Annotated in this window: 12 protein-coding genes; 5 read left to right on the forward strand and 7 right to left on the reverse strand. The window is 32.6% G+C overall.

Annotated elements, in window-relative coordinates:
• Positions 1-37 precede the first annotated feature (37 nt).
• From GQ47_RS08955 to GQ47_RS08965, 3 genes are all read left to right on the forward strand, one after another.
• Entirely contained in the window at positions 38-607 is a 570-nt protein-coding gene (locus tag GQ47_RS08955) for a Crp/Fnr family transcriptional regulator (protein ID WP_035647419.1), read from the forward strand.
• Between the two features lie 330 nt (positions 608-937).
• Entirely contained in the window at positions 938-1723 is a 786-nt protein-coding gene (locus GQ47_RS08960) for a DJ-1/PfpI/YhbO family deglycase/protease (RefSeq protein WP_035647421.1), read from the forward strand.
• 25 nt (positions 1724-1748) lie between these two features.
• Positions 1749-2858, forward strand: coding sequence for an alkene reductase (locus GQ47_RS08965; RefSeq protein ID WP_035647423.1), 1110 nt, complete (start codon positions 1749-1751; stop codon positions 2856-2858).
• A 1-nt stretch (position 2859) separates the two neighbouring features.
• Here GQ47_RS08965 and GQ47_RS08970 read toward each other — a convergent pair whose 3' ends face one another.
• On the reverse strand, positions 2860-3435 hold the full coding sequence (locus GQ47_RS08970) for a Crp/Fnr family transcriptional regulator (protein ID WP_035647426.1): 576 nt from the start codon (positions 3433-3435) through the stop codon (positions 2860-2862).
• 220 nt (positions 3436-3655) lie between these two features.
• Here GQ47_RS08970 and GQ47_RS08975 point away from each other — a divergent pair, with 220 nt between their 5' ends.
• Positions 3656-3898, forward strand: a complete 243-nt coding sequence (locus GQ47_RS08975; protein WP_035647428.1) for a 2TM domain-containing protein — start codon at positions 3656-3658, stop codon at positions 3896-3898.
• Between the two features lie 92 nt (positions 3899-3990).
• Here the strand turns inward: GQ47_RS08975 and GQ47_RS08980 are convergent, their stop codons facing one another.
• Both GQ47_RS08980 and GQ47_RS08985 read right to left on the reverse strand, forming a co-directional pair.
• Positions 3991-4632 carry an NAD(P)H-binding protein gene (locus tag GQ47_RS08980; protein WP_035647430.1) on the reverse strand — a complete coding sequence of 214 codons (642 nt, stop codon included), beginning with the start codon at positions 4630-4632 and terminating at the stop codon, positions 3991-3993.
• 197 nt (positions 4633-4829) lie between these two features.
• On the reverse strand, positions 4830-5390 hold the full coding sequence (locus GQ47_RS08985) for an NAD(P)-binding domain-containing protein (protein WP_035647432.1): 561 nt from the start codon (positions 5388-5390) through the stop codon (positions 4830-4832).
• A gap of 170 nt (positions 5391-5560) precedes the next feature.
• Here GQ47_RS08985 and GQ47_RS08990 point away from each other — a divergent pair, with 170 nt between their 5' ends.
• Complete coding sequence (locus tag GQ47_RS08990; RefSeq protein WP_035647435.1) at positions 5561-8611, forward strand: ligand-binding sensor domain-containing protein; 3051 nt, start codon at positions 5561-5563, stop codon at positions 8609-8611.
• Here GQ47_RS08990 and GQ47_RS08995 read toward each other — a convergent pair.
• From GQ47_RS08995 to GQ47_RS09010, 4 genes are all read right to left on the reverse strand, one after another.
• Positions 8608-9234, reverse strand: coding sequence for a response regulator (locus tag GQ47_RS08995; RefSeq protein ID WP_035647437.1), 627 nt, complete (start codon positions 9232-9234; stop codon positions 8608-8610). The genes GQ47_RS08990 and GQ47_RS08995 overlap by 4 nt on opposite strands.
• A 145-nt stretch (positions 9235-9379) precedes the next feature.
• Positions 9380-11242: a TonB-dependent receptor plug domain-containing protein gene (locus tag GQ47_RS09000; RefSeq protein WP_035647438.1), complete on the reverse strand. Its 1863-nt coding sequence runs from the start codon at positions 11240-11242 to the stop codon at positions 9380-9382.
• A gap of 140 nt (positions 11243-11382) precedes the next feature.
• Positions 11383-12522 (reverse strand): exo-beta-N-acetylmuramidase NamZ family protein, encoded by a 1140-nt coding sequence (locus tag GQ47_RS09005; protein WP_035647440.1) that lies wholly within the window; start codon positions 12520-12522, stop codon positions 11383-11385.
• Between the two features lie 158 nt (positions 12523-12680).
• On the reverse strand, positions 12681-13985 hold the full coding sequence (locus GQ47_RS09010; protein WP_035647441.1) for a serine hydrolase domain-containing protein: 1305 nt from the start codon (positions 13983-13985) through the stop codon (positions 12681-12683).
• Positions 13986-13988 lie beyond the last annotated feature (3 nt).

Below are 13988 nucleotides of genomic sequence, written 5' to 3' on the forward strand. Positions count from 1 at the left end.
ATTTATCCTAACGAAAAGTTTAATTAAATTTACTTCGATGGATGAACTGAAAAAACATATAGAGGAAATTACTCCGATAACCAATGAAGAATTTGACTATATCAAAACATTCTTCAAGGAAAAAAAAGTAAAAAAACACCAATATCTGCTTCAGGATGGTGATAAAGTGACTTCTGAATATTGGATTGTCAAAGGTATATTTCGCGCTTTCCATATTGATAAAGATGGAAAAGAACATATTTTGCAGTTTGCTCTTGAAAATTGGTGGCTCTCTGATTATAATGCTTTCTTCAACCAAAAAGAATCCAACATCAATATTGTTTGCATGGATGATGCCGAAGTTTTATGCCTGACACTTTCTGGCCGGGAACAATTAGCATCGGAATTTCATAAAATGGAACACTTTTTTAGAATGAAATTAACCAGCGGTTATTCGGCACAACAAAGACGTATTATTTCGCTGCTTTCAAACAATCCCAAAAAAAGGTATGAAGAATTTGCCAATTTGTATCCAAACATAATGCAAAAAATTCCAAAAAAATATATAGCCGAATATTTAGGTGTCAGTCGGGAAACTTTAAGCCGTCTGTATTCTAATAATGGCTGATAATATCAAAATACAGGCGTGATTTTTATCACGCTTTTTTTATATCCCCACTTCAACAGCAAAAATCATTCTTAACCAAAGTCAATGATTTTAAAGACGCTGCAAATCTACTTTTGCCCCGTAATCAATAGTTACTTATTTAAGCTTTTTTAAAAGTGTGATTTGAATCACACTTTTAAAGTGAGTTCGGTCAACCGCCAGGTTTTAAACTTGACGGAACTTTGTCTCAGATGAAAAGCTAATTATTTCGCATAAAAAATTATTAACTGAAAACATTCAAAAAATAAATTCATAAAAAACAATTATCAACATTTTAAAAAATTAGAAATCATGAAAAATTTAAAACAAGTTATTGCAGCAGGTTTAGTAGGCACAGCATTAAGTGCAGAAGCTCAGGTAAATCATGAATTAAATGTAATGAATCAATTAGCAACTCCTTCACACGTATCTGTGATGCCCGTTTCTCAATTATTAAATGCACCGGGAAATGAAGCTTTGAGAGCATTCTTTTTTACTCCTGTAAAAGACAAAACCGTATTAAAAGGCAAAAAAATCGCTGTATTAGCTGCAGATGGTTTTGAAGAAATTGAACTTACTGGACCAGTTTGGTATTTCAGAGAACTTGGTGCTCAGGTTGACATCATCGCTCCAAAATTCAATCCGGCTCCGGCAAGATACGGATTGAGTACTCCTGAAATGGCAAAAACTCATATCATGGCGATTCAATATTTACAACCTGTTGGCTGGATCAAATTTGACAGAACTGCAGATCAAATTAAAGTAAGCGATTATGATGCTGTATTTATTCCTGGTGGCGCATGGAATCCAGATAACCTTCGTTATGACAAAGACGTGATCAAATTCATTCAGGATTTTAATAAATCAGGAAAACTGATTGCCGCTATATGTCACGCACCAGTTGTTTTGGCTTCGGCTGATATTCTTAAAGGAAGAAAACTTACTGGATATTGGAACATTCAAATTGACCTTAAAAACGCAGGCGGAATTGTTTCTGACCAACCTGTTGTGGTTGATTCAAACATTATTACAAGCAGACACCCAATCGACGTAGCCGATTTTTCTAAAGCTGTAGAAAGCTGGTTGGCTAAAAAATAATTCAAAAAAATTAAATCATAAAACAATGAAAACAAATATTTTTGAACCTGTTAAAATTGGTTCTTTACAATTAAAAAATCGCATTTCAATGGCTCCAATGACAAGAGCAAGAAATGCTGACGGAATTCCGAATGATGATAACGCCTTGTATTATGCACAACGCGCCGGAGCCGGATTAATCATTACCGAAGGAACCGCCATTTCTGACACGGCTAAAGGTGTTCTTTATATTCCGGGATTATATACAAAAGAACAAGTTGAAGGCTGGAAAAAAGTAACAAAAGCAGTACACAAAAAAGAGAGTACCATATTTACACAATTATGGCATGTTGGACGCGTTTCACATACTTCAAATCAACCAAACGGAATTGCGCCTGTTGGTCCGTCAGATATTCAGGCTACAACTTCTTTTGCCTGGGGTTATGATGAAAACGGAAAAGAAGGTCCTGTAATTTCTTCTAAACCAAGAGCACTTTCAAATGCTGAAGTGAAACAAATTACAAAAGACTTTGCAACTGCAGCAAAAAATGCAATTGATGCAGGTTTTGATGGCGTTGAACTTCACGGAGCAAACGGTTATTTGATCGAACAATTTTTAAATCCGTTTGTTAATAATCGTACAGATGAATATGGCGGTTCTATTGAAAACAGATCTCGATTTTTATTAGAAACCATTGATGCTCTTATTGAGACAGTTGGTCACGAAAAAACCGCCATCAGATTGACGCCTTATGGAGGTTTGGGAGATTTGCCTCATTATGATGAAATTGAAGCGACTTATCAATATTTGGCTAAAGAATTAAACAAAAGAAATTTGGCTTATTTGCATTTAATGGATCAGCAATCTAAAGGAAGTCATGCATTGCCTGATGGATTTTTGGAACGCTTTAGAACTTGGTATGATGGCGTTATCATTTTGGCCGGAAGCATGAACAGAGAAAAATCGGAACAACTGATTCATGCAGGAACTATTGATATTGCAGGTTTTGGCGAACCCTTTATTTCAAATCCTGATTTAGTCGAACGCTTAGAAAACAATTGGGAATTGACTCCTCCAGACAGAAATCTTCATTACGGTTTAGGAAACCACGGTTATACCGACTGGAAAACGTATGAAGAACTGCAATTCGCTTAATTTATTTGCCAATCATTCTTTTGCGAAGCCTGCTTAAAGATTCTGGCTTAATGCCAATGTAAGACGAAAGCTGATTCTGTGATACCATTTGAAAAAGATAAGGTTCTTTTTTTAAGATTGTTTTATATCGCTCTTCGGGAGTTTGAAAATGAAGCATTTCCTGTCTTTCGATAATAATAAGATACGCAGATTCAGCAATCAGTCTTCCAAATTTTGACCAGTTCGGGCAACTGTTATATAACTTTTCGACTTTCTCATATTCTAAAGCAATTACGGTCGAATCTTCCATCGCTCTGCAGCTATAATGGGCCGTTCCTTGGGTAATAAAACTAGCAAAATCAACTAGAAAATCATTTGATTTTACAAATCTGCTGTTGATTTCGTTTCCTCTGTAATCCACATAAAACATTCTGAAAAAACCACTTTCAATAAAATAGATGTGACGACAGATTTCTCCTTGCTGCAAAATATCGGTGTCTTTCTTTACTTCTACTCTACTAATAATTGGCAACATAAAATTATACTCTTCATCAGACATTGGAACAACTGATGTAATAACGTTCTTAAGGGCATCCATACTATTGATTTTAAGAGAAATAAGTTGCTTAAAAGTAAATTTAATTCTTCTAAATACAAAATTACATTCATTAAATATCTAAGAAACGTTCTTAACCAAAGTCAATGGCATGAACAAAATTACAGCTCTACCTTTGTCATGTAAATAAGTTAAAAATCAATCATTTACAAACAATAACTTAAAAAATACTCTATTACTAATAATTTTAAAAAACTGAATAATGAAAACTAAATTCAACATCGAAGCAAAAGCAAACAAGAATTCAAAATTAGGATTTAGAATCCACCTTCTTGTATTTTTATTAGTTACACCAATTGTATTTATAACTTGGTATTTGACTAACACAACATATCCTTGGCCACTTTGGTCTACACCAGCATGGGCAGTGGGAATTGTTTTTCACTATTTAGGCGTATTTGTATTCAATAAAAACATTAGTAGTCTTAATGCTCGCCTGTCTTAAATAAACAGACAAAAATCTCCTTTCAATTGTATTAAAAAGCCTTAAAGAAATTGGTCTTCAAGGCTTTTTAAAATTTATTATCAGGGAATTTTTTATTCCAAATTTAAAATCGCATTAAGTTCAAGAATAGTAGTTCCTGTCGGAAGTTTTTTGGGCGCAATTATTAATTTCTCTGCTAAAAATGCTGTTGAAATCGGTTTTAAATTTTTAAACAAACCGATTGCATTTAATGCTTTAATTAATTTGACAGAAATTTTTTCTCCCCAGCGATCTGTATTTTCTCTTATTAGGGGTCCAGGTCGAAAAATCAAATACTGCTCAAAATTTAAATCGGCTATGAAATCCTCTAGTTTTCCTTTCATTTTAGAATAAAAAACATTGCTTTTGGCAGAAGCTCCATAGGAAGAAACCAATACAAAAGATTTTACTTCATTTTTTCTGGCCGCTGTCGCAAATGCAGCAGGAATATCAAAATCTATTTTCCATTGATTTTCTTTTGAACCTGCTACTTTTAATGTAGTGCCAAGACAGGAAAAAAAGACATCTCCTTTGATCAAATCTTCAAATTGATTTACTTCTGAAAAATTAACAACATGTTCTGTGAGTTTAGGATGAGATTGCCCTATTGACCGACGCACAAAAATAGAAACCGAAGTGTAATCATTATTATCCAGAAGCTTTTCAACTAGTTCTTTCCCTGTTGCGCCTGTTGCTCCAATTACTAATGCTTTCATCGTATAATAAGTTTAAGAAATTAGAATTCTGTTTTTAAGTCTCAATTTAAATCAAAAGAAATATTGTTTAAAAATAAGCAAAAAAAAACTGCTTAAAAAGCAGCTTTAAAACCTAAATTTTAATAAAGTAATTTGAAAAAGTAACTGTTGACCAGGATAATAAAAAAAATTCCCCCTTTTTTCATTAAATTATCTGCTCAATTTGGCGAATAGGCAAACTTAGTCTCAAGATACATTTCTTCAAAATCAATTCCTGAAAAATTTAAAGTTTTTAAAAAGTTTTTGACCTTATTTTTTGCTTGAGAATTAGCTCCCGTATAAAACAATTCGTTTGTCGTTTGTTTTTTAATTGTTGGCGGAGCAATTTCAGAATCCACAATATTATGTATTTTAACTATATGAGCTTCAGGCAGTAATGACGCAATTATTTCACCCGAAGATTTCAAATTCAGACTTGGCGACAAACATTCTAAACTATAAATTGGATTGTTTGCATGCACTAAAATTTTCTCAGTCATATCAGGCAAATCAGATAAAAATACCTGAATATCTTCGCGAGGAATAAATAATACCAGCATTTTTGCTTTTGCTGCTTCTTTTTTGCTCACTAATTTCACCTTTCCTTCCATCATCCCTACCAGATCTCTTGCGTGGCAATTATTTTTAGTGTGGCTTATTAAAACCTGATGTCCTGATTTAGCTGCTCTTGCTGCTAATTCCATTGTTGTTCTGCAAACTCCTATAAATCCAATTTTCATATTTTTTTATTTTTTAATCTACTTTGATTTTTGATAAAAATTATTAAATCGTTAAAGTAAAAAGGTTACATAACAAATATAAACCTATAATGTAATCGATTGATTAGTAATGCCGTACCAATAAATCTACATTTTGTAGATTTAAAACTACAAACTGAAAATTCTGAATTATGTTTGCTATGTTTGTGCATACAAATCTGATCGCACAAATGACGTTATCCCCTACTTTTCGTTATTGCTGGCTTTTACTGCTTCTAACTGCAGTGAAAGGTTTTTGTCAGGAAAACTACGCCTTCAGATGGTATACTGCAGATAATAATGAGCTACCACAGAGCAGTATAAAAGCAATCGTTCCAGATAAGTATAATTTTATTTGGATGACCACCGAAAATGGTTTGGTCAGGTATGATGGGAATAGTTTTGCAGCTTTCAATTCCTCAAATACAAACTTAGAGGGAAGCCGTTTTACAGATATTTTTGGAAGTATTGAAAAAGATAGTTTGCTTTGTTATAATCAAGGCAAAAAAGAATTAGCCTTAATTACTGGCCGAAAAATAAAGATCTTCAAACAGAAACCACCTGCTTCCAACATTATCAGAAAAGGGCAGCACTCTTACTTTCACGACGGACTTCCTTCCTATCTTTCAATTGATCCTTCTCAGCAATTTTGCTTCAAAATTTCAAATGGAAATATATTTTTCATGGATTCCCAGGAAGTAGAACTCTGCGATCCAAAAATGAAAAGCGTATATAAAATTCCCTATCCAAATTCTAGCGTCTTCAACTTTTTTGCTATCGGAAATGATCTTTTTTATCTTAAAGATAATGGGACTTATGACTGTTTTTCTAAAAACGGAAAGAGTTCAGGAAAATTGGATTCAGGAATTTTTAAAACACCCCATAAGATTTACTGGAACATTACAACGGGGCAGGTTTTTCTTTCTTTCAAAAATAAAATTTATCTTTTAAAAGGTCAGAATAATAAGCTTTCAGCCGAGTTTATTATCGAGTTTAAAGAATTTGAAAACAGTAATATTGTCTCCATTTATTATGATCGTCTCAATCAAAAATTATATTTAGGAAGCAATACAAACGGCTTGTGTATTGTGAGCTTTCCTGCTTTTACTTCGGTAAAAAAAGAGAACTACAAAACTGAAGTTTATTATGCAGCTCATGCCTTTAGCGACAGCACAATTATAACGTCCAGCGGACGGATATTCAGCAACAAAAAATTCAAGGACAGTATTCCTTTTCCAAAAACCGTTTTTTTAGATGAAAAGGTGAACATTGCGCTAGATGATGCTAAAAACATATGGATTTCAAGACTCTGGAATGTTTTGTGCTATTTAAAAAGTGCTGATTATAAAAAATATCTCACTTATCAATTTGATCAAAATCCGAAGGCCATTTTCAAAGATGATCAAAATACGATCTGGGTTAGTTTAGGTAATACTGAATTTAAAAAAGCGAAGTTGTATTCAATCAAAAACGGAAAAATTTCACTTGTTGCCATTTTTAAAAACAATATCAATTACATTGCCCAATATGACAGTGAAACGCTGCTTCTAGGAACAGAAAAAGGGCTTTTTAAATTTAATAGAAACTCCAGAAAACTCTCTTTTGTAAAAAACTCCGAAAATATAAATATCAGAAGTATTTTTATCGATAGCGAGAAAAAGATCTGGCTTACTACTTATGAAAAAGGCTTTTTTTTATATGCTGACAACAAGGTTCATTCTTTTCCTACTGATGAAGACAATTATTTAAATGCATCACATTGCATTGTAGAAGACAAAAAAGGTTTTTTTTGGATTCCTACCAACAAAGGACTTTTTCAGGTTTCAAGAAAATCGTTGCTTGAATATAGTAAGAATAAAATAAAGGCAATCTATTATCATCAATACAACAAATCGGATGGTTTTTTAACCAATGAATTCAATGGAGGATGCGAGCCAAATAGCAATTTTCTTAAAAGTAATACTATTGCTTTGCCATCAATAAATGGTTTTGTTTTTTTTAATCCGTATAAAGTTGTGCCTTTGCTTCCAGGTAAAGAACTTTTTATAGATCGGGTAATTGTTGACCAAAAAGTAATTCCGCTTCAAGAAAAAATTATACTTCCTAACAATTTTCAAAGGGTGAGCATTTTAATTGCTTATCCGTATTATGGAAATCCTGAAAATTTGCATATTGAAGCAAAACTGGACAAAACCCCAAATAGTCGTTGGGAACGAATCAAAAACGAGAGATCAATATCGTTTACTACTTTGCCTCCAGGCGAATATAAATTAATGATAAGAAGCTTGTCGGGATTTGGTTCTCAATATGTTTACAAAAAAATATTGCTTAAAGTTCCTGCCAACTTTTATCAAACCCCTTGGTTTACATTCTTGACTTATCTTTTATTTATTGCATTTGTAATTTTCATCTGGTATGTACGATTGTATTATATCAAACGAAAAAACATAAAATTACAACAGGTTATTGATGAAAAAACAAAGAAACTAGCTGCGACAGTAAAAAAACTGCAGAAGACAAAAAACAATTTAAAACAAGAAATCAAACAACAAGAAACTTTAGTAAAAAGTATCAGCCATGATATTAAAAGTCCTTTAAAATTCCTGACCAATTCTATTAGCCATTTATTTGAAAATGAAACCATTCAAGATGATGCAAAACTAAAAAAACATGTAGGAACAATAAAAATGTCGACTACACAACTTTATGAATATGTTGAAAATTTAATCAAATATTCCTCCATTTTTATTGAAGGGAAAAAATTGGAAGATGCATCCTATTCATTATATGAACTGATTAAAGAAAAAATTGACATTTTTGAAAAAATTGCCGAAGCTGAAAATATAGAAATCATAAATAGCGTTGATAAAAATCTTCGTATCAGAACAAATAAAAAAGCATTATCTATCATTGTTCATAATTTGGTAGATAACGCTTTAAAAAACTCGCAAAATGGTCACGTAGAATTATTTTCGGGAACTAAAGAAAATAAACTAATGATCACAATTATTGATAATGGAAGAGGAATGAGCAAGGAACTAATTGATTATTACATGGATTTTTACAAAAACCCGATTGTCAAAAATTATCATTTAGGCCTGCATATGATTATTGAGCTTCTTTTAATTATTGAAGGAAATATCAATATCACAAGTACTCTTGATGAAGGAACTGCAATTGAAATAATTGTTGAATATGATTAATATTCGTAAGTTTTGAAAAGATTGATCAGTTCGACTAAATTTGTAATTTTAAGTTTTTCAAAAAGTCTGGCTTTATAAGTACTTACGGTTGACATATGTATATTAAGCATATTTGAAATCTCGAGATTTCCGTTACCGTTTATTAGCATTTCGGCAATCTGAAGTTCTCTTTTCGAAAGGCTTTCCAGTGGATTTTTAGTTTTTTTGGTAACTCTTGTTTCCAATAATTTACTCACAAGTTCTGAAGACACATAAGTCGAAGTTTCAAAAATTGAGTTTATGGCAAATATCATTTTTTCTTCACTGCAGAGTTTATTCAGATATCCATTTGCGCCAGCAGAAATATATTGCAAAGCATATTGATCTTCTTCATGAGCTGAAAAAACCAGAATTTTTACACCCGACTGAATTGCTTTAATATCACTAATCATTCCGGTATTTTTTCCACCTGGAATATTGATGTCTAAAATCACTAAACAAATTGGTTTTTCTCTTAAAATTGCAAGCGCTTCAAAGAAATTTTCAGCATGCGAAATTTCTACATTTTCGATTTGTTTTTCCAAAACCATCGAAACTCCATTTCGTACCACCAAATGATCATCAATTATTAAAATTTGCTTCATAAAAAGAAAAAGAATTAGTGTCAAATTAACACACAATTTTTTAAACAATTAAATTTTTAACGAAAAACTTTTTCGCAGAATCAAAGCACAAAAAAAGGAATAGCAAATTCACTATTCCTTTTTTCTATTTTTAAAAAATCAAACTTTAAAAAGTCACCAGTTTCACTCCTAAAGTAAACCATCTAGAAGGCAACGGCACCGCACCAACTTCATAATAAGTAGCATTAAAGATGTTTTGGGCGTCTAAAAAGATCGTAAATTTATGAATCGACTGACTTACTCTAAAATCATTTATCCAATAAGAAGGGCCTGTAATTCTTTCGTTAAAACGTGTTGCAAATAAGATAGAAAAATCTTTGTATTGATAATCTATTGTATTCGTAATCTGATGTTTTAAAGACGATATAAGATATTTTGAATAGATTTCTGTACGTGAACTTTTGAATTCTGAATCCAAATACGTGTAGGCTAAAAGAATATTTAATCTGGCATCTTTAGAGAAATCAAATCTGTAAGTGCCACGCAAATTTATTCCGTTTGTATTTAGATCTCCTGTATTCTGACTTTGCCAAGGCACTGTTGTGGAATTACGCATCCAATCGATGTAATTATCAATTTTTCTGTAGAAATAATTCGCATTAAAACTCAACGCTTTTTTATTGTATTTGAATCCGATTTCACTCTGAAAAGCATTTTCTGAATCTAAATCCGAATTTCCGATATTTCCAGTTTGTTTCAAATATAAATCTGTAAACGATGGAATTCTTTGACTTGTGCCAACATTACCAATAATTTTAAATTCATTTGTAATGGCATAACTTGCGTCGATTCCCGGATAAATTTGCCATTTATAATCTGAATTATAATTGAGATAAGTTCCTAAATTAATGTCTAATTTTTCGAAGAAACTAGTTCTGTATTCTGCATACAATCCGACATTTTCGCGGTCATGATCTCCAATGTTTGACGAATGAATATCTTCGTTTCTGAACTCAGCTCCAAAACCAATTTCACCTTTAGACAACTTTACAGTAGAATTCAATTCTGCAGCAATTGAATTGGTATAATGTTGACTTCTTCCAACCGCCAAATTTGAGTTTCCTAAATAACGATAATCATCATAATTGTATCTGTAAGTAACTCTTGGCATAATTTTCCAGCTCTCTGTAATCGAATGTTTTGACTGAATATTAGCAAAAGTCGTTTGTACAATTTCTGTCGAATTTATATCGCCGGGTGCCGCGTAAAATCCGTTTGCGCCAAATCCGTTTTTGATGTAACCCGCAGAACCTAAAATTTCGTTATTATCATTGATTTGAACATTTCCCTGATAGAAAATTTTATTATTCTCAAATGCTGTATTATAACGATATCCGTTACTTTTATCGTGCGAAGCGAAAATCAAATGTTGTTGTTTTTCTTTCCCTAAAACAGCGCCTGCCTGAATTCCGGTTCCATAAAATGTATCTCCGGTATCCTGCGTATCTTTTTCAAAATTAGAACCGGCATAAGTGCTTACTAAAAATCCAGAATCTTTTGTTTTTTTAGTAATAATATTGATCGCTCCGGTTAAACTATTAATTCCGTAAATTCTGGCAGCTGGTCCGCGAACGACTTCAATTCTTTCAATAACTTCTACCGGAAGAGGCAGATTCAGCATATTATGAGCAGTCTGCGAATCGATTACTTTTGCTCCATTTAAAAGAACTACGGTTTGCTCAAAACTTCCACCATCAACGCTAATATCAGCTTGTGTCCCGAACGGACCTCTTTGTCTGATATCGACTCCGTTAGCATATTGCAATACCTCCTGAAGTGTTCTTCCCGGAAGTTTTTTAATGGTTTCACTTGAAATGATGTACACATTTCTGTTTTGTTTAGAAATGGGAGTACTAAAACGGTTTTCATTTATAAGGACTTCATCCATTTCATTAATGGAATCTTTCTTGGTTTGTGCGTAAAAATTGCTACAAATTACTGTTAAAACAGCAATATAGAGTTTTTTCATTTTGGCTTACTTTTTTTTGCAAAAGTAACACCTTATTGTTCCAACCAAGCAAATCATTTTTATAATTATTCAAGTCGTGAACGTTTTTTTATAATCCCGATTTAAATCTCAAAATGAAAGCAAAGCAAACGAATTTATTATTATTTATAAATCAGATATTTAGACCTCATTTTTTTAAACTCCGCCAAACCTTCTTTCCAACTGTTTCTAATTTCATCTTCTGAGATTCCGGCTTCAATTTGCTGCTGCAGTTTTTCGCTTCCTGCGCGAATTGAAAACTTCCTTTTATCAAAAAACTTCGATTTATCTGCTGTGGTTTGGTATGCTTTAATAAGCCATTTTATTTCTAATCTATTTATTCTCGGAATTGCAGATAAATCTTCGCCATTACATTCTACTCCATTATACAAAGGATCTTTATCACCAAAATTAGGTTTTGGAGTAAAAGCAAAATTACTTTTTGGAAGATCTGGCGAACCGTAAATTTGAAACTGTTTTTCGGTTCCGCGCCCCATGCTCACATTTGTTCCTTCAAAAAGACACAAACTCACATATAAATTAATTGCCTGATCGTTTGGCAAATTTGGCGAAGGTCTTACTGGCAAACTGTAAGAACTTTTTCTGTTATAATTCAAACATGGAATTACAGTCAAATTACATTGAATTCCATCTTTCAGCCATTTTTGTCCGTTAATCATTTTTGCTTCTTCCCCCAAAGTCATTCCGTGCAGCAAAGGCGTTGGATGCATTCCGATACCGCTTTTAAATGCAATATCCAAAACTGGTCCGTCAACAATCGCAATATTCGGATTCGGGCGATCCAACACAATTAGCGGAACATTATTTTCTGCACAAGCCTCCATAATTCTGTGCATTGTAGAAACGTAAGTATATAGTCGGGTTCCAACATCTTGCAAATCAAAAATCATGATATCGATTCCCTTTAATTGCTCTGGAGTTGGTTTATTATTTTTTCCGTAAAGCGAAGCAATTGATAAACCTGTTTTAGAATCTATTTCGTCAGATACTTTTTCGCCTGCGTCTGCAGTTCCTCTGAAGCCGTGTTCGGGAGCGAAAATGGTTTTGATTTTTATCTTTTGTTCTACTAAAAAGTCGACTAAATGTTTTTCTTTAGTAATAATTCCAGTTTGATTGGTTACGATTCCAACGGTTTTGCCTTTTAATAATGACAAATATTTTTCAGAATTCTCAGCTCCTGTTTTTATTTGCTGCGCAAAAGAAACTGCTGAAATTAGTATGCAGATTATTATATTTTTCATGTGAATATTTTGGGTTAAAGTTTTTTCGCCACGAATTCACGAATTATTTTTTTTATAATCTGTGTGTTTAAAAAGCATGTTGAATTACACCAATTATTTGAAATAATTCGTGACTCGAGCGATAGCGAACAGGCGAAGCAATTCGTGGCGAAAAAAAATCACCTATTAATTTGTCTCCAGATTTTGGCACTAAAATCATCTTTGTACATTAATCTGTTTGTTCTTGTTGGGTTAACTCGATTTGTCAAAATGATTAAAAATCGGTTTGTATTTCTATTCATAAAGAAAAAAGTTCCCGTAAAACCTGTATGTCCAAAATCATCTTTTGTAAAAAACTCGTCAGGTTTTCTTTTATCGAAACCTAAGCCTCTGTAAATTCCTTCTTTAGCAAGCGGAGAATCTGTAAACTCTTTTACTACTTTGGCTTTTAGAATTTGTTTTCCTTTATAATTTCCGTTGTTCATTAGCATTTTGCAGATAACGGCAATCGATTCTGCATTGGCAAACAAACCTGCATTTCCAGAAACACCACCAAAAATAGCTGCTGCTTCATCGTGTACATAACCTTTAACGGTATCTTTTCTGAAAAAATTATCTACTTCAGTTGGCATTACATTTTCGATCGAAGTCCATTTTAACGGATTATATCCAATTTTTGAAATGCCTAATTCTGCATAAATTTCACTTGTGAACTGATCGAGTTTTTTTCCTGTTTTGGTTTCTATCATTTGTTTCACCAAAAGCAAGTTTAAATCGCTGTACAAATATTTCCCTCTCGGATTTGTATTTGCTTTCGCAATCCTTTCATAAACCGATGGATAAAATTCTGGATTCAGCCACATGTTTTTATAAATCTGAACCCAATTTTCCTTTGGCTCAAAAACAAGATATTTTGAATCGTAAACAATGTTTTTATTTACATACATATTATCAAAAGGCTCAACATATTTCTCCGATTTTTGATTGCTCAAAAATGGCGAATTATCTGGTGTAGAAAGCAATGCCTGATAAAAAGTAATACTTGGTGTTAATCCAGAAGTATGTGTCAACAACTCAAAAAGAGTTAAATCCGAAATAGCAGTGTTTTTGTACATCGGAACAATTTCACCTACTTGATCTGTAAGTTTAATTTTTCCATCTCCAACCAAACGCATTGTTACAAGCGTTGCTCCTAAAACTTTAGACATCGAAGCCAGATCAAAAATGTCATCTGATTTTACTAATTGCTTTTTGGAATAATCATGATAACCGTAATTTTTAGAAATTAAGTTAAAATCTCCAGTTCCTACGATAATTTGTGCTCCTGGAAAAAAACCTTTTTCCAGAGCATTTGTCATCATTGAATCGATGTAAACTTTATTTCGTTCTAAACCATCTGGTTGTTTTGAGTTTTCCTGAGAATAGCCATTTATTCCTAAGAAAATCAAGGAAACAATTATAATTTTGATACCAATATTTTTCATAGT

Source organism: Flavobacterium sp. ASV13 (genome assembly GCF_000745775.1).
GTDB lineage: Bacteria > Bacteroidota > Bacteroidia > Flavobacteriales > Flavobacteriaceae > Flavobacterium.